This is a genomic window from Denitromonas halophila (assembly GCF_007625155.1).
Classification (GTDB): Bacteria; Pseudomonadota; Gammaproteobacteria; order Burkholderiales; family Rhodocyclaceae; genus Nitrogeniibacter; species Nitrogeniibacter halophilus.
The window spans coordinates 28,887-48,067 of record NZ_VMNK01000014.1 but is presented as its reverse complement, the minus strand read 5'-3'; the positions used below and the strand labels follow the sequence as shown (position 1 = coordinate 48,067).

Sequence of the window (19,181 nt, the reverse complement as noted above, 5' to 3'; positions counted from 1 at the left end):
TCCTCAAGACGCCCGGCGGGCGCGAATCGACTCCACGCCCTGACGCGCCAGGCCATCCGCCCGCTCATTCTCGACATGCCCGGCATGCCCCTTGACCCACACCCACTCCACCTGATGGCTGCTTTGCACGGCATCAAGCGCACGCCACAGATCTTCATTCTTTACGGGCGCCTTGCTCGCCGTCTTCCAGCCGCGGGCCTTCCAGCCGTGAATCCACTCCGAAATGCCTTTCTGAACATATTGGCTGTCGGTGTGCACCCGCGCCTTCACGGGCCGTTTGAGTTCTTCGAGCGCGCGAATGACGGCTAGCAGCTCCATGCGGTTATTGGTGGTATTCGCTTCGCCGCCAAACAAGGTCTTTTCTTGCGTACCCCAGCGCAGGATAGCGCCCCAGCCGCCCGGGCCGGGGTTACCGCTGCAGGCGCCATCGGTAAAAATATCGACTTCAATCGTCATTCTGTTTCCTGTGAATTCTTGCCACCCGCTGCCCGGGCGAAGCGACCGGGGCGAGCGATTTACGACGGGCGCTGCGCGTGCGCCATTTGGGCTGAATCAGCCGCATGCTGTGCACCCGCTTGACCGCCTGCAGCAGGTAAACACCACCGCACACCGGCCACCAGCGCTCACCCGCCGCGTCCATAAAGTTGAATCGGTCGAGCCAGCGCTGCTGACGCATGGGCGGGGCGTAGCAACCAAAGCCCCCCGCGCGGGTATCGAAGCTCAGCAATTGCAGCCAATCCTTGAGCCGCCGCACTGACAGATATTGCCCTTGCCATGGAAACGCACCGGCACGCCGTTGTGCCAGCCGACGTGCGCCCCACAGGCTGTACGGATTGAAGCCGGCCACGATCAGTTGGCCCTCTGGCACCAGAATGCGCTCCACTTCCCGCAGCACCTGGTGCGGGTGTTCCGCAAATTCCAGCGCGTGAGGCAAGAGCACCAGATCGACACTGCCAGATTCAAAAGGCAGTGCCTCTGCACTGGCCAAAACATCCACCAGCCGACCGTCCGTCGTGAAATCGCACAACGTACGGGACGGGATACGGTTATTCCGCAGGAAATCGATCTGCGTCAGCCCGACCTGCACCGCGTGGTAACCGAACAGATCCGCTACCATGGCATCAAATTGCTTTTCCTCCCACGCCGTCACATACCGCCCCATGGGCGTCTGTAACCAATCGGCCAGATCCGCTGGCTGGCGTAGGTTTAGCGAGGAGGTATCAGGAGGCGTCATGAGACAGATTGTTCCCTTACCCGCGTTCAAAGATAACTATATTTGGCTGATGCACGACGACCGCAACGCGCTTGTGGTCGACCCCGGCGACGCTGCGCCAGTGCAGGATTTTATCGCGCAACACGATCTGACGCTGGCTGCCGTGTTGATTACTCACCACCACGCCGATCATGTCGGCGGCCTGGCGGCTCTCGCGCCGCAGTGTCCGGTCTATGGTCCGGCCACCGAGACCATCGAGGGCGTCACCCACACGGTGCGCGAGCCCAATGAACTCGCGATACCGGAACTTGCACTGACGCTGCGAGTACTCGACGTCCCCGGGCACACCCGCGGCCATATTGCGTATTACGCGCCGGGCGTGCTGTTTTGCGGTGACACGTTGTTCAGTGCCGGTTGCGGGCGGATATTCGAAGGAACGCCCGCGCAACTGTTCAACTCGCTGAACAAGCTGGCAGCGCTACCGGACGACACGCAGGTGTACTGCACTCATGAATACACGCTTGCCAATCTTGCTTTCGCACAAGCGGCCGAACCGGACAACCTGACGCGGGATCTGTGGCTGGCTGAATGCACCGATCGGCGACTCAAGGGGCTGCCCACGCTGCCCAGCACCATTGCTCGCGAAAGAGCAATCAACCCCTTCCTGCGACCGCTCAGCCCATCCATCCGGTCCACGCTGGCCAATCAAAGACATCAGCCGGTCGACACTGCGCTGACCACCTTCACCGCGCTGCGCGAATGGAAAAACACGTTCTGAGGATCAGACTGCCGCGCCTTCCGATTGATTTGCCACGGCCACCTGATTACGCCCGGCGCGTTTAGCCAGATAGAGCGCCTTGTCGGCAGCATCGAGCATGTCGGCGATCGTCGCCGCGTCATCGGGTGACGGATAGACAGTCGTGACACCCACGCTTGTGGTCACGTAATCGGATACCGACGATCTGTCGTGCGGCAGCTTCAAGGAGACCAGCGCGTTGCGCATCGCTTCGGCCACTCGCCGGGCCCCCACCACGTTGGTCTCGGGCAGAATCACCACAAATTCTTCGCCACCGAAACGCGCCACCATGTCGGCGGGGCGCTTCAGTTCAGACTGAAAGCATGTTGCGACGACTTTGAGACACTCATCGCCCGCCTGGTGACCGTAGCGATCGTTGTACTGTTTGAAGAAATCGACATCCAGCATCAGGATCGACAGGGGCAGGCGATTACGCCGTGAGCGCTGCCACTCACGCGCGATCGACTCATCAAAGCACCGACGGTTTGCGATACCCGTCAGGCCATCGACCGAGGTCAGCCGCTTCAACTCGCGGTTGGCGTCATCCAGACGGCGCGTCAGCACCAACAGCGACAGCCGCATCTGCGCCAATCGTTGCATCGCCCGAACCTTGGCCGCCAACACGACTTCAGATACCGGCTTGACCAGATAGTCGTCACCACCCGCCTCAATGCCACGCTCCAGATCTTTGTCGCTGGTGCGTGCCGTAAGAAAAATGATCGGCGTCCAGTCACCGTCTTTTTCGAGCAAGCGAATCCGCCGCGCAACCTCGAATCCATCAAGGCCGGGCATGATGACATCGAGCAGAATCAGATCGGGTCGGGATTGCTTGAATATTTCAAGCCCCGCTTCACCATCGCGCGCATGCACCGACTCCAGCCCCAGCTTGGCAAGCTGAGCGGTCACGATGGTGGCGCTGGTCACAGTGTCTTCTATCAGAAGAACTTTCATAAGAAAGGCCGGGCTATAGACAGGGGTATTATTGCACCGATCTCTATCACCAAAGTCGCAAAATCGCGTCAAAAACGAGGCCTTCTCCCGGTTTGACGCCTTTATTCACGGGTCTCTACAATGCGAGGCCTTTTAACCCTGCGGAATCCGATGACTGGCATTGTCCGTCTCTTTCTTGCCTTGGCGCTGGTCGGCCCTCCCCTCGGCGCGCAGACGCTCTCGCCAGACGCCGCAGGGCAAGGGTTATCCATCGTTCAGCCGCAGGTGCTCGACCTCACCGCAAACGACGAGCCGATCATTACCGTCGACCTGACGCATCAGGCCGCCGACTTGTGGGACCGCATCCGGCGCGGCTTTGCCATGCCCGACCTCGATAGCGAGGAAGTCGCCACGCAGCAGATTCGCTACCTGAGCCACCCCAATGCGCTGCGCAGCCTGTTCGAGCGCAGCTACCGCTACCTTTACCACATTGTCGACGCCCTTGAGCGCCGCGGTCTGCCAACCGAGTTGGCGTTATTGCCCATGGTCGAAAGCGGTTTCAACCCCATGGCCTTGTCGAGTTCGCGCGCCGCCGGGCTATGGCAGTTCATTCCATCCACCGGCCGTTACTTCAAACTCGATCAAAACGAATGGGTCGATGAACGGCGCGACATCGTCGCCTCCACCGAGGCCGCCCTCGACTACCTCGAACGCATCTATGACATGCACGGCGACTGGCATCTCGCTCTCGCCTCCTACAACTGGGGAGAAGGCGCGGTAGCACGTGCGCGCAAGAAGAACGAAGCCGCCGGCTTGCCGACGGAGCTGGCCTACCTCAAGCTGCCCGACGAGACCCGTCGCTATGTACCCAAGCTGCTGGCCTTGAAGAACATCATCGCCCGCCCTGAGCTGTTCAATATCGAATTGCCGCATGTGCCGAACCGCTTGTACTTCGAGACTGTGGAAAGCCCGCCCGGCATCGATCTGGCCATGGCCGCCGCGTTCGCGCAGCTCCCCCTCGAAGAACTCGTTGCGCTGAACCCGGCTTTTCGGCGCCCGGTCATTCCGGAAGGGCGACAACAATTGATCCTGCCGGCCGATCGGGTTGACCTCTTCCAGTCAAAACTCGCCGGCGCGGGACCACGCTGGCAAACCTATCGCTTGGGCAACTCGGAGAGTGTGGAAAGCGTCGCTGGCAAGTTCGGGCTGACGCTCACCGAACTGCTTCAGGTCAACGGGCTGACCTCGCCGTTCAATCTCAAGTCGGGCACCGTGTTGCTGGTGCCGGCAGGCGCCGACGTGCAATCGGTCATGCCGCTGACCAACCTGATCCCCGACTTGCCCAGTGCCAAAGAAATCAGCACTCAGGCGCCGAAAAAGAAAAAATCGAAGCGCCGCAACAAAAAACGACGTTAGCCCCGCTTAATTCACCGCAGGGTAGTGACAACGAACATACCCGCCACCATCAAACCGAGTCACCTCCGGGTAGTCCGACCGGCATCGATCATCGGCCTTGGCGCAACGCGGATGAAAGTGGCAGCCGGTGGGCGGATTCAGCGGTGAAGGCAAGGAAATCTCGACCTGAGACACCGCCGCATGCGCGTCCGATGGCGTCGCGCTGAGCACGGCGTCAAGCAAGGTGCGAGTGTAGGGATGACGCGGCTGACGCAAGACTTGCTCGCGATCCCCCTGCTCCACGATCCGTCCCAGATACATCACCGCGACCTCGTCCGCCAGATAATCCACCACGGCGATGTTGTGCGTAATGAACAGATACGCCAACTGCTCGCTGCGCTGAACATCCCGCATCAGATTCAGAATCTGGGCTTGCACCGAAACGTCCAGTGCACTGGTCGGCTCGTCGCAGACAATCACCTTGGGCGACACTGCCAGCGCCCGCGCCAAGGCAATGCGTTGCCGCTGACCGCCGGAGAAAGCGTGCGGATAACGGTCGCGCATCGCCGAATCAAGGCCCACCCGAGCGAGCAAAGCATCCACGCGGCGGGATCGTTCCTGCGCATTTCCTGCCGTCTTTAGGGCGGCCATGCCCTCTTCCAGGATGTCGCCGATGCGCATGCGCGGATTCAGCGAAGCGAACGGATCCTGAAAAACCATCTGAACCTGACGACGCAAATCCTGCAACGCACCGCCACGTCGCCCCGTCTGCTCCACCCCTGACAACTTCACGGAGCCCGCCGTGGGCCGTACAAGCTGCATCAGCGCCTTGCCGGCGGTGGTCTTGCCGCAACCGGATTCGCCCACGAGCGCCAGCGTTTTTCCTGGCGTGAGCGTGAGGCTGATGCCATCGACGGCTTTGACCTGCCCCGTGATGCGCTTCAGAACTCCTTTGCGTACGGGGAAATGCACCTTAAGATCAGACACCTCCAGCAATGGCTCGGCAGCCACACGCGTCGCACCGAGCGCATCGTCGCGCACCTGAGGCGGGGGCACGGCTTGTGCCGGCAGTGCCGGATCGTACAAATGACACCGCACCTGCCGGCCCTCAACGTCATACCAAGCGGGACGGCGCTCGGCGCAATGCGCCATTGCCGATGGGCAACGCGGCGCAAATCGGCAGCCCGCAAAAGTTTGATCGAGCCGCGGCACCATCCCAGCCAGCGTTTCGAGCGGCCGCAAGCGCCCCGCCGGTGTTGGCAAGGCGGCAAACAGCTTTCGTGAATAGGGGTGAAGCGGCGCGCCGAAGAAGGCGTTCCGCGCACCGGTCTCGATCAGTTCGCCCGCATACATAACCGCCACCGAATGTGCCATGCGCGCCACCACGCCCAGGTCGTGCGTAATCAGCAACATGCCCATCCGTCGCGAGCGCTGCAGCTCGGCCAATACGTCGAGCACCTGCGACTGCAAGGTGACATCCAGTGCGGTCGTCGGCTCGTCGGCGATCAGCAAATCCGGATTCCCGGCAAGCGCCATCGCGATCATGGCGCGCTGCTTCATGCCGCCGGAGAACTGAAATGGATACTCATCCAGTCGGCGTTCAGCGTCCGGGATGCCAACCGCCGACAGCAAACGCGTCGCCTCGGCGCGCGCTAACGCACCGCTCAGGCCGCGATGGCGACTAAGGACCTCTTCAATCTGGTGATACACGGTCATCACCGGGTTCAGGCTGGTCGATGGCTCCTGAAAGATCATCGCCATGCCACCCCCACGCACCTGCCGCATACGCGCTTCTGGCAAGGACAGCACATCATTGCCGTGATAGCGCACCGCGCCGCCGGCAATGCGCCCACCCGCCGGCAACAGTCGCATCAGCGCCAGTGCAGTCATGGACTTTCCGCAGCCTGACTCACCGAGCAGCGCCACCGTCTGGCCGGGCGCGATCAACAGATTCAAAGCATCGACGGGACGCACGCGCTGCCCGGTATCGATTTCGACAGAAAGGGCTTCAACGCTCAGCAGTTCAGCATGCTCGGACACAGTCATGAAGTGGTCACACAAACCCGTTTGAGTTCAGCAAAGTGGCGGGGCAATGCCCACAGGACGATGGAAGGCCCGCTACGAGAATCTACTGCGAACGCGCCAGAAATCAAAACGGGCCGCAATCTGGCGGCCCGTTTGAGGTGCGTTTGAATCCGGTCAGTGGTGGTGACCACCGGCGCCATGGACATGACCATGGGAGATTTCTTCAGCCGTTGCGGCACGCACTTCTGCGATCATGATATCGAATAACAGGGCAACGCCAGCCAGCGGATGGTTGCCGTCGACCACGACCTTGCCATCGGCGATATCGGTGATCCGGTAGAGGATCTCGTCTTCGCCATCTTCGGTCACGCGTTCGAAGCTCATGCCCACTTCGATGTTGTCCGGAAACAGGGTGCGATCTTCCATCATCACCATGTTTTCGTCGTACTCGCCAAACGCATCGTCAGGCTGAAGCTTCATTTTCAAGTTTTCGCCGGTGCTCTTGCCCTGCAGAGCCTCTTCGATCGGCGAAAAGATCCCGTCGTAGCCTCCGTGCAGGTAGACCAGCGGATGCTGGCCATCATCGACCACGTTTCCGTCAGGATCGTGGACAGTGTATTTAAGCGTTACGACGGTGTTTTTTGCGATTTGCATTAGCTTTTTCCGGTTCCAGTTCCCTGACAAGAGCGAGTACTTCAGCAACATGGCCGCGGGGCGCGACGTCATACAGTGCATGCCGAATCTGACCGGCCTTGTCGATAATAAAAGTCGAACGTAACACACCCATTCGTTTCACGCCATCGACCACTTTCTCGCGCCAAACCCCGAACAGCTTGCATGCTTCCGCTTCAGTATCGGCCAGCAACCGGATCGACAAGCCATGCTCATCGCGAAACTCTGCATGCGTCAAGCAATCGTCGGGGCTGACGCCCACAACGATGCAATCGAGCCGATTGAAAACATCTTCATGGTCGCTGAAATCAGCGGCCTGAAGCGTACAACTGGGGGTGTTGTCACGGGGATAGAAAAACAGAACGACATGGCGGTTGCCGCGAACGGACGCCATGTCGAAGTTTTCCATATCGGCATCCGGCAACGAGAAAAGGGGCGCGTTATCTCCGCTGCGCAACATAGGCTCACCTTCAAGTGCAAACGATACGATCCTGCTTGAGGCGCGAACTGTACTTGTGGCGGAACTATTCGGCAACAGCATTGTGACCCCCTCTATCCGTCGATTCAGCTTGGCGTAATTGAACGAATAGACCATCAGCCTGCCCGCCTCAAGTGCCGATAGCATCGCAGCAACGTCCAGATGGTTCCTTTAAGGCTATACGCACGAACGTCTGAAAATATTCATCTGACGCCTCTGACATCTACCCCTCCCGCGCACAGCCATTGATAACCTATTGATTTGAAAGCCCGGTACATTCTGACTGAAGCACGGCGCATCGACCCAGCAGTAGTCGAAAAATATGACAAAATCGTTCGTCAATCGACAGGTTTCAGGTGTCCGTCCGTTTGGTGTAAAAAGTCACGAGCGAAACAAAACAGTAGAGCGGGATCGAAGGACGAGTTCGGCGTCACGGTCCTCGTGTGTCTCCAAAAAACACAGCCGTGGTACCACAATCCGTGATGTGACTTTACGCACTATCGAGCGCAGCACTGGCTCGCGCCAGTCACAGCGTAGGTAAGCCTTCGAGTTGAAGTGCAGGGGCGAAAACTGACGGATGGCAAAAAATCAGTGTGAGGTCGTCCAGAGCAGGCGACGGGTGAAAACCGCCTCCAGAAAAAGCAGGAAGGTCCCGGCAAAACAAAAAAAGCGGGCGCTTGCGCGCCCGCTTTTCGATATTTCTGGCGGAGTGGACGGGACTCGAACCCGCGACCCCCGGCGTGACAGGCCGGTATTCTAACCAACTGAACTACCACTCCACACCTTTCGGTGTCTTGACCGGTGCCACCGGCCAAATCAAAGGCTGCCAAACTTCTCTGGCAGCCTCCGTACAACTTGGCGTCCCTACGGGGATTCGAACCCCGGTCGCCGCCGTGAAAGGGCGGTGTCCTAGGCCTCTAGACGATAGGGACCTTGTTTCTTTGGTGGAGGTAAGCGGGATCGAACCGCTGACCTCTTGCATGCCATGCAAGCGCTCTCCCAGCTGAGCTATACCCCCGAAAGAGCGTGACATTCTAGCCTGCTTACGACTCCCAATCAAGCAACTTTCACCTGTTGCTCATTGCAGTTGTCGTCTAAACAACTGCATTAAATCTGGCGGAGTGGACGGGACTCGAACCCGCGACCCCCGGCGTGACAGGCCGGTATTCTAACCAACTGAACTACCACTCCACACCTTTCGGTGTCTTGGCCGGTGCCACCGGCCAAATCAAAGGCTGCCAAACTTCTCTGGCAGCCTTTTTGCAACTTGGCGTCCCTACGGGGATTCGAACCCCGGTCGCCGCCGTGAAAGGGCGGTGTCCTAGGCCTCTAGACGATAGGGACCTGTTCTTTGGTGGAGGTAAGCGGGATCGAACCGCTGACCTCTTGCATGCCATGCAAGCGCTCTCCCAGCTGAGCTATACCCCCGAAAGAGCGCGCATTATAGGTGGCCATTTAAAAGCTGTAAACCCTTTTTTGACGCGACTTTCAGAAGCCTCACAAATCGGGCAGCACCTTGCCCGGATTCATCAAGCCGCGCGGATCAATTGCCTCCTTGATACGGCGCATCAAAGCCAGTTCGACAGTCGATTTATAACGCACCATTTCCTCGCGCTTGAGCTGACCAATACCATGCTCAGCGGAAATCGAGCCATCAAAACCGGCAACAATGTCATGCACACAACGATTCACCGCTTCCGTTTGCGCAATCAAGGCGGCGTTTTGCGCCGCATCGACTGAGGAAATGTTGTAGTGCAAGTTTCCATCACCCATATGGCCAAAAGCCACGATGCGCGCGGCCGGATAGTCGGCGTCCAATGCCCGCTCGGCCGATTCGAGAAAAGCAGGAATCGCACTGACGGGCAATGACACATCGTGCTTGATGCTTAAGCCCTCGATGCGCTGCGCCTCGGAAATATTCTCCCGGAGCGCCCACAAGGCCTCACACTGGGCAACCGACGCAGCAATCGCCGCATCACTCACCTGACCGGACTCAAACGCATCGGCGGCAAGCGCCTCCAGCGACTCATCAAGTCGAGTATCCGCCGCGACGTCGGAGACCTCGAGCAAGACCGACCATGGCGGGTTCTTCGCCAGCGGCAAGCGCGCACCCGGGATGTGGCGCAAAACGACATCGAGCGCGTTCTGGCTGATCAATTCAAATGCCGACACCCGCTCACCGAGGCGATCTCTCGCGGCCCCCAGGAGCGCCAGTGCTGCCTGGGGGTCAGTCACGGCCAACCACGCCACTGCGCGCTGTTTCGGCCGCGCCATCAAACGCAAAGTCGCGGCGGTAATCACCCCCAGCGTGCCCTCCGAGCCGATAAACAACTGCTTGAGGTCGTATCCGGTGTTGTCCTTGAGCAGCGAACGCAAACCATTCCAGACCGTACCGTCAGGCAGAACCACCTCCAGACCAAGCACTTGTTGGCGGGTGTTTCCGTATCTAACGACATGCACGCCGCCAGCATTGGTGGCGATGTTGCCACCAATCTGGCAGCTCCCCTCTGACGCAAGCGATAGCGGAAACAGGCGGTCTGCGCCCTCAGCGGCCAGCTGAATCTGGGCCAGCGTGCAACCCGCCTCGACCAGCATCGTGTTGTCGACGGGATCGATAGCCCGTACCGCCTTCAATCGATCCAGCGCCAGAACGATGACGGCGTCGTCCTCGCGCGGCGTTGCCCCACCACACAAGCCGGTGTTCCCCCCTTGGGGGACCACGCCAACACCGAGTTCATGGCAAAGGCGCATCACACTGGACACTTGCGCGACATCCGATGGACGCACCACCGCATACGCGGAACCGTGATACCGCCCGCGCCAGTCAGTCATATAGGGGGCCTGATCGTCAGGACTGGTGAGGACATAAGACTCACCAACACACACCACCAAGCGCCCCAGCAAGGCTTCATGCATCATGCCCACCTCCTTCGTGACCCAAGGCATATCGGATTGCCGGCATCATCCGCGCAACCGCTGCCTCGCCTTCCGCAATGGTTTCTTTGGCTCGATGGTAGTCCATCGGACCCACCTGCCCGACACGCGGCGCAATCAAGACGTCAGCCGGCTCACCTGCCAAACGACTGCGAGCAATCCGGACCTGCATGATATTGATGCTGGTATTGAGCACATCCAGCATGGAGAGCTCGTCATCTTCGCTGTCCTTCCCGTTCAAACCAAAGCGGTCGAGCAGACGCTCCGCCCAGCTTCGCTCGGCACTGGGCTCAACAGCAGGTTTCTTTCCGTGCGGGAGGCGACGCTTCGCCCGTCCGACGATGTCGGACCCCAGATCGACCGCAATCACGATGTCGGCGCCCATGGCGCGGCACAGCGACACCGGCACCGGATTCACCAAACCCCCATCAACCAGCACTCGGTCTTTTTCGACAACTGGCGTGAACAGCCCGGGCAAGGCAATGGAAGCGCGCACAGCGCGGGCAACACTGCCCTCCTTCAGCCAAATTTCCCGGCCCGTCTGGAGTTCTGTTGCAACACAGCCAAAGGGGAGCTGCAATTCGTCGAAGTCGAGCGTCGCGATCTCGCGCTCGAAATAGTCGATGAGGCGGTCGCCTTTGATCAGCCCACCCTTGAGGCTGACATCAAGAAGCGACACCACCGACTGCCATGTCAGCCGCTCAACCCAGGTCGCCAGTTTTTCGAACTCGCCCGTCGCCTCCGCGGCACCAACAAAGGCGCCAATGGAACATCCACTAATGATGTCCGGGTGAATTCCTTCGCGCTTGAGTGCGCGAATAACACCGATATGCGCCCAGCCACGGGCCGCCCCACTTCCGAGCGCCAACCCCAGCCTGGGGCCGTCGCTCAAACCGCGGGGTTGTTCCAGATCATGCATGGCGAGCCCTTTTTGAGCGAATGGCGACGCCAGCGGACTTTAGCTGCGAGCGTCGTCCTGTAACAGGTCGGCGTAAAGATCGTGGACGTCACAATCGGTAATGCGCACCTGAACAAAATCACCAACCTCGAGGTGGTCGGCTCCCGGAATGTAAACCAAACCATCGATATCGGGCGCGTCGCCAGGCGATCGCGCCACGGCGCCATCGTCATCAACATCATCCACCAGCACCGTCATCTCTCGACCGATCTTGGCTTCAAGACGCTGCGTGCTGATGTCTTCCTGGAAGGCCATCAAGCGCGCACGACGAGACTCGCGGACGGCTTCGGGCACAGGTTCTCCCAGTGCATTTGCGGCCGCCCCCTCCACCGGCGAGTAGGCAAAGGCCCCTACCCTGTCCAGATCGGCCATTTCGAGGAAGCGAAGCAACTCTTCAAAGTCTGCCTCGGTCTCGCCGGGGAAACCGGTGATGAAGGTTGAGCGGATCGTGAGATCCGGACAGATGCTGCGCCACTTACGGACCCGCTCCAACACGTTCTCGGCACTGGCCGGGCGACGCATGGCTTTCAAAATCCGCGGGCTCGCATGCTGAAACGGCACATCGAGATAAGGCAGGATCTTGCCTTCGGCCATCAGCGGAATCAGGTCATCCACGCTCGGATATGGATACACATAGTGCATCCGCACCCAGATACCAAGCTCACCCAACGCGTTGGCCAGTTCAAGCAAGCGGGTCTTGACCGGCTTGCCGCCCCAGAATCCGGTGCGGTACTTCACATCGACACCATAGGCACTGGTGTCCTGAGAAATTACCAGCAACTCCTTGACCCCGGCCTCGGCCAGTTTTTCAGCCTCGCGTAACACGTCGCCAATCGGGCGGCTGACAAGGTCGCCGCGCATCGATGGAATGATGCAGAAGGTGCACCGGTGGTTGCAGCCTTCTGAAATTTTCAGGTAAGCGTAGTGCCTCGGGGTCAGCCGGACACCCTGTGGCGGCACGAGATCCAGAAACGGGTCATGCGGCTTGGGCACGTGCGCATGGATCGCCTGCATCACCTCGTTTGTCGCATGCGGGCCCGTGACCGCCAGCACCTGTGGGTGAGCGTCGAGAATCACGTCGGCCTTGGCGCCGAGACAGCCTGTCACGACAACACGGCCGTTTTCTGCCAAGGCCTCACCGATAGCATCGAGCGACTCGGCGACCGCCGCATCAATAAAGCCACAGGTATTGACAACAACAAGTTCCGCATCGTCGTAGGACCCGGAAACCTCATACCCTTCCGCCCGCAAACGGGTAAGGATATGCTCGGAATCAACGGTCGCCTTCGGGCACCCGAGTGATACTACACCTATACTGTGTTTTTTCTTCATTTTAGATCGAGCCATGAGCCAGCCGAGAGTATATAGCTACCTGCGGTTTTCTGACCCGCGCCAGTCGTCGGGTGATAGCTCGGCGCGGCAGGCTGAGTACGCGCGGCGGTGGGCGGCTGAGCGGGGTCTGGTGCTGGATGATGCGCTGTCGATGCGCGACGAGGGGCTGAGCGCTTACCACCAGCGGCACGTGTCGCGCGGGGCGCTGGGGGTGTTTTTGGCGGCGGTGGATGATGGGCACATCGCGGCGGGGTCGGTGTTGATTGTGGAGGGGCTTGACCGGTTGTCGCGGGCCGAGCCGATCCAGGCGCAGGCGCAGTTGGCGCAGATCATCAACGCTGGGATCACGGTGGTGACGGCATCAGACGGGCGGGAGTACAACCGGGAGTCGCTGAAGGCGCAGCCGATGGACTTGGTGTATTCGCTGTTGGTGATGATCCGCGCGCATGAGGAGAGCGACACGAAGAGCAAGCGGGTGCGGGCGGCGATTCGGCGGCAGTGTGAGGGGTGGCTGGCCGGGACGTATCGCGGGGCGGTGCGCAACGGGTCGGACCCGGCATGGGTGCGCTGGACGGGGTCGGCGTTTGAGCTGATACCGGAGCGCGCCGAGGCAATCCGGATGGCGATCGGGTTGTTTCGGCAAGGCAATGGGGCGGTGCGGATTGCGCGGGAGATGACGGCGCGCGGGGTGTCGATCACGGGCGGGCCGATCGGGGCGCCTGCCCTGTACAAAACGCTGCGCGTGCCGGCGCTGATGGGGGTCAAGCGGATCGAGGTTGACGGCGAGGCGTACGCGCTGGCGGGGTATTACCCTGCCCTGCTGACGCCGGCCGAGTTTGACGAGCTGCAGCACCTGGTTGGCCAGCGAAAGCGGCGGCGCGGGCGGGGCGAGATCACGGCCATGGTCACCGGCATGGGCATCACGTTTTGCGGTTACTGCGGCTCGGCGGTGGCAGCGCAAAACCTGATGACGCGGCCACGCAAGGCAGACGGCACGCCGCAGGACGGCCACCGCCGGCTGATCTGCAACGGGCACTCGCACGGCGCGGGCTGCGATGTGCCGGGCAGTTGCTCGGTGGTGCCAGTGGAGCGCGCCATTCTCACCTACTGCTCTGACCAGATCAACCTCACGGCGCTGATGGCGGGCAGCGACCCGGCCCAGGGCTTGCGCGCGGCGCTTGCCACCACCCGGGCGCAGATTGCCGAGGTAGAAAAACAGATCGAGCGAGTGACAGACGCGATGCTGGCCGACGACGGCCCGGCGCCCATCGCGTTTGCCCGCAAAGCGCGCGACCTTGAATCGCAGCTGGCCACGCTCACCACCGAGGCGACCGCCACCGAGCGCGAGCTGGCGCACGCGGCCGGGGTAGATGCACCCGCCGCGGCGTCTTGGGCGGCGCTGGCCGAGGCGGCGCTGGCCATGGACGAGCCAGCACGGCAGACGGTGCGGCAACTGGTGGCCGACACCTTTGAGCGGATTGCGGTGTATGCGCGCGGATTCACCTCGGCAGACCGCAACACCATCGGCCTGGTGCTGGTGGCCAAGGGCGGCGGGTCGAGGGCGTTGATTGTGGATCGGCGGTCGGGGGCGTGGCGGGCGCAGAGCGACGCGCAGTTGTGATCCGGATCAGCCCGTCAGCAGGCTATCCACCGCCGCGTCAAACGTGTTGCCCACGCCGTCAGCATCCAGCCGATACCGGCGCAGGTAGTAGAGGCCGTCAAACAGCAGCGGGAATGCCCCGGCCTGCATGACCGAGTCTTTGCGCTGGCCGTCCGGCGGGGCGTACTCGAGCACGTAGAGCGTGCTGCCGTCTGGCGTGGCGTGCCAGGTGCCGTCGGGCATGGCGTGAAACTTGAGCGGGCCGGACTCGGCAATGGCCGCCGCGTGCGGGATGCGCCCGCGCTTGCCGTGGCTGCGTCGGATGGCAAACCAGATGCGGGCGCGGCGGCGTAACCAGGCGATGGCGGCAACGTTGAGGCAATTGCTACGGTTGCCGCTGTATCGCCAGACGATGCCGAGCAGCACGAGCAGCACGAGCAGCGCGGCGGAGAATATCACTAGACAAACCCGACGTTTTGAGTCGCCGTCGCACCGCGAACCCACTCGCCGGTCACGGGCTGCTCTGATACCGTGGGCAGGTCCCACGTGACTTCACCCCCGCCATATGAGGCGGCGACGGTGGGTCTGGTCGGGTCGAGGATGCCGTTTCGCCCGAGCAGATGAGAGTCCCACGCGCTCTCCATCGTAACGGTGCCACCACCACCAGATGTTGCCGACGTGATCATAGCGCCTGGGACTGACAACACCGAATTACTGCGCCGCATGATGCGGCTGAATAGATACGGGTATTTGTATCCATCCCCCGTCAGTACGATGGTGCTAACGCCAATTTGTGCAAATAGCGCGTTATCCGGCGGCGGGGCTCCGTCTGCGGATGGGTAGGTGTTGGCGGCCGGAAATATATGGCCGATTGCATTGGACGCCAGCGGGATGTTTGATTTTGTGTCGGACTGATTGAAATTGATTGGAGGACGGGGGTAGGTTTTGACGGTCGCGCCGTCTGCCTTGAATTCGTAGCCCTCCGTCGTGGCCTGGCTGGTCGTATTGACGACGTGTAGCAGCGGGGATAGGCCATTGCCTGGCGTAGATACGTACATCGGTCCGGCGCCGCCTACCTCTTTCTCAGACCGGACATCCGTCATGACGCCATCGACCGAATACACGATTGAGCCAACGGAAGAGCCGCCCCGGTTGAGCGTGACGCGAGACTCTGCCGTAATATTGCTCGACAGCGTAGCGCCCACCTCCACCTCGACCGTCCCTGATACCGTCTCGCTCCATGTCGATCCGTCATACGTCTGATCGACGGTGCATGTGCCGGATGACGTGACATTGATTGCGATGGTTGACGACCCTGATCTTTTCGTCTGAACGTCCATCGTGCCATCAATCAGCGCGCCGTTATCGGCGTAGGTCATCGAAAACACATGCCCTGTGATGCGGTAAAAAGTCAGCAGGGTAATCGTGCCGGCGGTCGGCGTTTGTATGTAATTTGGCGGGGCGGGCGTGAATTCCCACACTATTCGCGTCGGCGTATCAATTGTTTTTGTGTTGTACACACCGATAGACACGTCCCACTGATCGTCTGGCGCGCTATACGTGGTTGGCTGCGAGGTGAATGCCCCCCTGGTGGTGGCCACGTCGCGCACGATGGCAAATGACGCGCCGATGGTGGTCGGAGTGGGCTCGCTGAGTGTTAGCTCGAGCCATGCGATGGCGATGCCGCCGGCCTCTGCGCGATAGATGCGCTTAGACCCGTCGCGGGTGGCGTCGGTCAGTCTCAGGGTGCAGGCCGACAGGTCGGTGTTGCCGAGCGCTGGGTTGGTGATGGTGACGGTGTGCGCGTTGTTTGCGACGTTTTTGCCGAACACACCAAAGCGCTTTGCGGTGCCGGCAAAGCTGGCGTCGTCGCATCGCCAGTTGCCGGTGGCGGACAATATCCACACCCGCCCAGACGGCGCAACGAATGGCACAGCCTCTTTGCCGAGCGTCTTGCCCATGATGCTGGTGTTGTAGAGCACTTCGTCGAGGCTCAACACGGCGTAGTTTTTGAGGTACACGTCGGCCGCGTTGTCGAAATGCACCTGCCCATAGGGTCCGGGCTTGCCGCTCACGGCGATAGTGCTCACGTATGCCTGGATGCTGCCTGCGGTGTGGCCGGATGGCAGGGTAACGACGCCTTCAACCACCGGACCGTGATAGCGCAGACCGAATCGGTCTGTTTCGGCTGGGAGGTTTTCGACGCCTTCACGCATTACACCGGCTCTTTGAAGGTGGCGCGACCACCGGACACCAGCAGGATCGACTTGAGCGGTTTTTCCTGGATGGTGAAAAGCCCGTCCGTACTCATGCGATTAACCGTCGTCCAGTATTCGCGCTGTGCGTAGTCTGCCTCATCAAACCCGGCCCCACCGCCCACCGTGCTGGCTTGCTGCCGCCCCACCGATACACCGCCTGGCCGCGCGCCAACGACCGGCGCCGGGGCAAAGCTCGGCGTGGCGGTCGGCTGGTCGGCTAGTGCGCTGATCGACTGTTTGATGCTCATGTCTCAATCACCGGATTAAGTTTTACCAGCCCGTCGGTGTAGGGCGTGCCACTCACGGCCAGCGCGCCGGCATCCACCCTGATCCACACCGGGATCGCGTTGGTGTCGCCCGAGGTGAGCGTCACGCCGAGGTTGATCGCCGCGCCCGGGGTGGCGCTGTCGAGGCCCAGCGCGGTGCTGGCGAGCCGGATCATGCTGGTCTCGACCCCGCTGCCGGATGACACGTCGTCAGGCGTCAGGGTGATCTGGTCAAAGCCGGGGCTGCTTGCCGCTTGCAGGGTCTTGCCCGGCGTCTGGCTGCCGAAATACACCAGCACGTCAGTGGCCGACCCGCTGGCCACCTGGGCAAACGGAATGCCGGCGGTCAATGCGGTGGTCAAACCTGCGTTTGCGTAGATGTCAAATGTCGTGCTCATGCGCTCACCTCGAATGGGTCTTGCGGTACATCCACCGCGAATTCAAGCGACGCCGCCAGCTCTAGCGGGTCGCGGGCTTCGGCCTCGATGTCGGGGTCTCCGACCGAGAACTGCACCGGGTACAGCTCGCCGAATGCGTCATAGTTTCCGGTGCTGTCATCGGCGCCGTTGTTGGTACTGAATCCGATCATGGTGTCGGGGTTATGCACGGCCGCGCCCACCCGCCGGCCGGAATACGTGCCGGCCTGGATGCCATATGCGGCAGGCGTCGGTGCTGCTGTTGGGTCGGTCAGGGCTGTCGGCGCGGCGGGCGGGTCGTAGGGTTGCAGCCCAACGGCGGCATGACCGCTGATGGCTACTGCGGCTTCGGTGGTGGCCTCTCCGGTGTCGATGTCCATCCGGTGGGCGATCTGCACGGCCTTGCCTGCGGCTTGCAGGCGTCTGCCATCGGCCAGCGTGGCGTCAATGGCTATCCGGTGCGTCAGGTCATAGTCGGCGCGCAGCGGTACGGAAAACCGCACCCGGCCATCCCGGTGCGACGCCAGTACATTGACCTGCGATTGCGCCACCAGCGCTTCAATTCCGGCGGCGGCCTCGGCGCGGTCGCTGATGCCGGCGTGGCCCACGTCAAATGATTCATCGCCAGCGCTCAGGCGGGTTAGCGCGGGGAGCGTCGAGTAATCAGACAGCCATTGACTGCTATCGTAATCGACCCCAAGCACGGCGCCCACGCTGGTATCCAGCGCCTCTCCAATGGCTGACACGCTGGCGGCGTTGGTGACGCGCAGGGTGTAGCGCTCGGTCACGGTCTGCACCCATCGCGTCATGTGGCGCGACTGGAAGCTGATGCAAAGCTGATTCGCCACCTCGGGCGCCATGTAGTAGATGCCACCGCCAAACGTCTGCGACCCGTGCGGCGGCTCTTGATATCCGACGTTGCCCATGCGCTGCCAGCCTGACATCCCGTCAAGCGCTTGCTCGACCATGGCCTTTGTCGGCAGGTCTTCCTTGGCGCGGTAGTCGCCGGCCAGGCTCCACCCGGCCATGATGGTGCGGCTTCGGAGCCTGGGGAAGCGGTACTCAAACGCGGTTTCGACCACGTTGCGCAGATCGGCCCGGCTCGGCAGGCTGGCAGACAGCGTGCCGTCGAGGATGTCGTCGGCGGTCAGGCTGGCGTATGGCGTTGAGATGTTCCACGGCGTCACGCGCGGGCGCTGCCATGCGTCCAGGTCAAGCGCCATTGGCACGCTGGCAAGTCGCGCCTCGGCGTATTGCAGATTGTCGGCAGGCTCGCCCGCCACGGCAGCGCTGTAGTAGCCGCCGATGTGGGTATCAAACCATGTGCGCGCCGTGCTGGCCAACACCTCCTGCCGCTGGTCGGTGCATTCAAAGTTTGCCCCGCCTGTGTTGATGTCGTACTCAGGCACATCCACCACGCCGGTGAAGATGCGCTGCACGTTGATGGCGTTGCCTGCCGTGTCGGCTTGAGCAAAGTCGATGGTCACCACCCGGCCAACCCAATCGACAGGAACCACCACGCCGGACGCGGGCAGCATCGAAAATGCCGCAATACGCGACTCCCCTTCGCCAGCCTGAACCTCGATCTCACCCACCAGGCGCGCAGATACATCAACCCCGCCAAGGGTAACGACAGGGCGCCAGCGTGCAGGCGATGCGCCGGGGGTGAATACCGTGACCGACAGCGGCCAGTTCTGCGCGGGGGATGCGTTGGCCACTGTCACGCGCAGCGGCCAGGTTGTTTGCGGCGGCATGGCTACCGTGACCGACAGCGGCCAAACCTGTTCGACCGGGCCGGCCGATACCGTCACCACCAGCGGCCAGCTCTTTACCGTGCCGGATGGCGTGAATGCACCGGCCGACGCGGCCAGCGGTGCAGACGAGATCGGGGCGCCGGAAATGCTCATA

17 protein-coding genes and 6 tRNA genes are annotated in these 19,181 nt (G+C 61.4%); 3 read left to right on the top strand and 20 right to left on the bottom strand.

All coding sequences use genetic code 11. From position 1 onward, the window contains the following. Nucleotides 1-3 precede the first annotated feature (3 nt). Both rnhA and FHP91_RS13875 read right to left on the bottom strand, forming a co-directional pair. On the bottom strand, nucleotides 4-456 hold the full coding sequence (gene rnhA, locus FHP91_RS13880) for a ribonuclease HI (protein ID WP_144310163.1): 453 nt from the start codon (nucleotides 454-456) through the stop codon (nucleotides 4-6). Next, nucleotides 446-1,234 carry a class I SAM-dependent methyltransferase gene (locus tag FHP91_RS13875; RefSeq protein ID WP_144310162.1) on the bottom strand — a complete coding sequence of 263 codons (789 nt, stop codon included), beginning with the start codon at nucleotides 1,232-1,234 and terminating at the stop codon, nucleotides 446-448. Before FHP91_RS13875 ends, rnhA begins: the two co-directional genes overlap by 11 nt. On the opposite strand from FHP91_RS13875, the gene gloB reads away from it, so the two are divergent. Beyond that, nucleotides 1,233-1,991 carry a hydroxyacylglutathione hydrolase gene (gloB, locus tag FHP91_RS13870; protein WP_144310161.1) on the top strand — a complete coding sequence of 253 codons (759 nt, stop codon included), beginning with the start codon at nucleotides 1,233-1,235 and terminating at the stop codon, nucleotides 1,989-1,991. The genes FHP91_RS13875 and gloB overlap by 2 nt on opposite strands. Nucleotides 1,992-1,994: 3 nt before the next feature. Here the strand turns inward: gloB and FHP91_RS13865 are convergent, their stop codons facing one another. Continuing rightward, the gene (locus FHP91_RS13865) at nucleotides 1,995-3,032 is read right to left on the bottom strand and encodes a GGDEF domain-containing response regulator (RefSeq protein WP_313791158.1); all 1,038 of its coding nucleotides are present in this window, start codon (nucleotides 3,030-3,032) and stop codon (nucleotides 1,995-1,997) included. A gap of 78 nt (nucleotides 3,033-3,110) precedes the next feature. Between FHP91_RS13865 and FHP91_RS13860 the strand changes: the two genes are divergently transcribed. Next, nucleotides 3,111-4,355 (top strand): transglycosylase SLT domain-containing protein, encoded by a 1,245-nt coding sequence (locus FHP91_RS13860; RefSeq protein WP_144310160.1) that lies wholly within the window; start codon nucleotides 3,111-3,113, stop codon nucleotides 4,353-4,355. Nucleotides 4,356-4,361: 6 nt separating this feature from the next. Here FHP91_RS13860 and FHP91_RS13855 read toward each other — a convergent pair whose 3' ends face one another. From FHP91_RS13855 to rimO, 12 genes are all read right to left on the bottom strand, one after another. Further along, nucleotides 4,362-6,380: an ABC transporter ATP-binding protein gene (locus FHP91_RS13855; RefSeq protein WP_144310159.1), complete on the bottom strand. Its 2,019-nt coding sequence runs from the start codon at nucleotides 6,378-6,380 to the stop codon at nucleotides 4,362-4,364. A 153-nt stretch (nucleotides 6,381-6,533) separates the two neighbouring features. Further along, nucleotides 6,534-7,013 (bottom strand): FKBP-type peptidyl-prolyl cis-trans isomerase, encoded by a 480-nt coding sequence (locus FHP91_RS13850; RefSeq protein ID WP_144310158.1) that lies wholly within the window; start codon nucleotides 7,011-7,013, stop codon nucleotides 6,534-6,536. Continuing rightward, nucleotides 6,979-7,491 carry a peroxiredoxin gene (locus FHP91_RS13845; RefSeq protein ID WP_144310269.1) on the bottom strand — a complete coding sequence of 171 codons (513 nt, stop codon included), beginning with the start codon at nucleotides 7,489-7,491 and terminating at the stop codon, nucleotides 6,979-6,981. The genes FHP91_RS13850 and FHP91_RS13845 overlap by 35 nt, the downstream gene beginning before the upstream one ends. Nucleotides 7,492-8,211: 720 nt before the next feature. Further along, nucleotides 8,212-8,288, bottom strand: a tRNA-Asp gene (locus FHP91_RS13840). Nucleotides 8,289-8,365: 77 nt separating this feature from the next. Beyond that, nucleotides 8,366-8,441, bottom strand: a tRNA-Glu gene (locus tag FHP91_RS13835). 10 nt (nucleotides 8,442-8,451) lie between these two features. Further along, nucleotides 8,452-8,527: transfer RNA gene (locus tag FHP91_RS13830), tRNA-Ala, on the bottom strand. A 96-nt stretch (nucleotides 8,528-8,623) separates the two neighbouring features. Continuing rightward, a tRNA-Asp gene (locus tag FHP91_RS13825) sits at nucleotides 8,624-8,700 on the bottom strand. 77 nt (nucleotides 8,701-8,777) lie between these two features. Next, nucleotides 8,778-8,853, bottom strand: a tRNA-Glu gene (locus FHP91_RS13820). 8 nt (nucleotides 8,854-8,861) lie between these two features. After that, nucleotides 8,862-8,937, bottom strand: a tRNA-Ala gene (locus FHP91_RS13815). A gap of 69 nt (nucleotides 8,938-9,006) precedes the next feature. Continuing rightward, nucleotides 9,007-10,425 (bottom strand): FAD-binding oxidoreductase, encoded by a 1,419-nt coding sequence (locus tag FHP91_RS13810; RefSeq protein ID WP_144310268.1) that lies wholly within the window; start codon nucleotides 10,423-10,425, stop codon nucleotides 9,007-9,009. Next, nucleotides 10,418-11,362: a patatin-like phospholipase RssA gene (gene rssA / locus FHP91_RS13805; protein ID WP_144310157.1), complete on the bottom strand. Its 945-nt coding sequence runs from the start codon at nucleotides 11,360-11,362 to the stop codon at nucleotides 10,418-10,420. The genes FHP91_RS13810 and rssA overlap by 8 nt, the downstream gene beginning before the upstream one ends. 39 nt (nucleotides 11,363-11,401) lie before the next feature. Then, nucleotides 11,402-12,733, bottom strand: coding sequence for a 30S ribosomal protein S12 methylthiotransferase RimO (gene rimO, locus FHP91_RS13800; protein ID WP_246116312.1), 1,332 nt, complete (start codon nucleotides 12,731-12,733; stop codon nucleotides 11,402-11,404). A gap of 13 nt (nucleotides 12,734-12,746) precedes the next feature. On the opposite strand from rimO, the gene FHP91_RS13795 reads away from it, so the two are divergent. Then, nucleotides 12,747-14,354 carry a recombinase family protein gene (locus FHP91_RS13795; protein WP_186301559.1) on the top strand — a complete coding sequence of 536 codons (1,608 nt, stop codon included), beginning with the start codon at nucleotides 12,747-12,749 and terminating at the stop codon, nucleotides 14,352-14,354. A gap of 6 nt (nucleotides 14,355-14,360) precedes the next feature. On the opposite strand, the gene FHP91_RS13790 is transcribed toward FHP91_RS13795, so the two are convergent. From FHP91_RS13790 to FHP91_RS13770, 5 genes are read right to left on the bottom strand one after another with little or no spacing between them, the layout of a single operon-like run. After that, nucleotides 14,361-14,792 (bottom strand): hypothetical protein, encoded by a 432-nt coding sequence (locus tag FHP91_RS13790; RefSeq protein WP_144310154.1) that lies wholly within the window; start codon nucleotides 14,790-14,792, stop codon nucleotides 14,361-14,363. After that, nucleotides 14,792-16,549 (bottom strand): hypothetical protein, encoded by a 1,758-nt coding sequence (locus tag FHP91_RS13785; protein WP_144310153.1) that lies wholly within the window; start codon nucleotides 16,547-16,549, stop codon nucleotides 14,792-14,794. The genes FHP91_RS13790 and FHP91_RS13785 overlap by 1 nt, the downstream gene beginning before the upstream one ends. Continuing rightward, nucleotides 16,549-16,839 (bottom strand): hypothetical protein, encoded by a 291-nt coding sequence (locus FHP91_RS13780; protein WP_144310152.1) that lies wholly within the window; start codon nucleotides 16,837-16,839, stop codon nucleotides 16,549-16,551. Before FHP91_RS13780 ends, FHP91_RS13785 begins: the two co-directional genes overlap by 1 nt. Beyond that, the gene (locus FHP91_RS13775) at nucleotides 16,836-17,255 is read right to left on the bottom strand and encodes a hypothetical protein (protein WP_144310151.1); all 420 of its coding nucleotides are present in this window, start codon (nucleotides 17,253-17,255) and stop codon (nucleotides 16,836-16,838) included. Before FHP91_RS13775 ends, FHP91_RS13780 begins: the two co-directional genes overlap by 4 nt. Further along, nucleotides 17,252-19,180, bottom strand: coding sequence for a hypothetical protein (locus FHP91_RS13770; protein ID WP_144310150.1), 1,929 nt, complete (start codon nucleotides 19,178-19,180; stop codon nucleotides 17,252-17,254). Before FHP91_RS13770 ends, FHP91_RS13775 begins: the two co-directional genes overlap by 4 nt. Nucleotide 19,181: the final 1 nt, after the last annotated feature.

Excerpts from the sequence above, each read along its gene's own strand:
- FHP91_RS13845 (WP_144310269.1), bottom strand. The coding sequence starts at position 7,491 with ATGTTGCGCAGCGGAGATAACGCGCCCCTTTTCTCGTTGCCGGATGCC.
- FHP91_RS13795 (WP_186301559.1), top strand. The coding sequence starts at position 12,747 with ATGAGCCAGCCGAGAGTATATAGCTACCTGCGGTTTTCTGACCCGCGC.
- rssA (WP_144310157.1), bottom strand. The coding sequence starts at position 11,362 with ATGCATGATCTGGAACAACCCCGCGGTTTGAGCGACGGCCCCAGGCTG.
- gloB (WP_144310161.1), top strand. The coding sequence starts at position 1,233 with ATGAGACAGATTGTTCCCTTACCCGCGTTCAAAGATAACTATATTTGG.
- rimO (WP_246116312.1), bottom strand. The coding sequence starts at position 12,733 with ATGAAGAAAAAACACAGTATAGGTGTAGTATCACTCGGGTGCCCGAAG.
- rnhA (WP_144310163.1), bottom strand. The coding sequence starts at position 456 with ATGACGATTGAAGTCGATATTTTTACCGATGGCGCCTGCAGCGGTAAC.
- FHP91_RS13850 (WP_144310158.1), bottom strand. The coding sequence starts at position 7,013 with ATGCAAATCGCAAAAAACACCGTCGTAACGCTTAAATACACTGTCCAC.
- FHP91_RS13770 (WP_144310150.1), bottom strand. The coding sequence starts at position 19,180 with ATGAGCATTTCCGGCGCCCCGATCTCGTCTGCACCGCTGGCCGCGTCG.
- FHP91_RS13860 (WP_144310160.1), top strand. The coding sequence starts at position 3,111 with ATGACTGGCATTGTCCGTCTCTTTCTTGCCTTGGCGCTGGTCGGCCCT.
- FHP91_RS13810 (WP_144310268.1), bottom strand. The coding sequence starts at position 10,425 with ATGCATGAAGCCTTGCTGGGGCGCTTGGTGGTGTGTGTTGGTGAGTCT.
- FHP91_RS13855 (WP_144310159.1), bottom strand. The coding sequence starts at position 6,380 with ATGACTGTGTCCGAGCATGCTGAACTGCTGAGCGTTGAAGCCCTTTCT.
- FHP91_RS13875 (WP_144310162.1), bottom strand. The coding sequence starts at position 1,234 with ATGACGCCTCCTGATACCTCCTCGCTAAACCTACGCCAGCCAGCGGAT.
- FHP91_RS13780 (WP_144310152.1), bottom strand. The coding sequence starts at position 16,839 with ATGAGCATCAAACAGTCGATCAGCGCACTAGCCGACCAGCCGACCGCC.
- FHP91_RS13785 (WP_144310153.1), bottom strand. The coding sequence starts at position 16,549 with ATGCGTGAAGGCGTCGAAAACCTCCCAGCCGAAACAGACCGATTCGGT.
- FHP91_RS13775 (WP_144310151.1), bottom strand. The coding sequence starts at position 17,255 with ATGAGCACGACATTTGACATCTACGCAAACGCAGGTTTGACCACCGCA.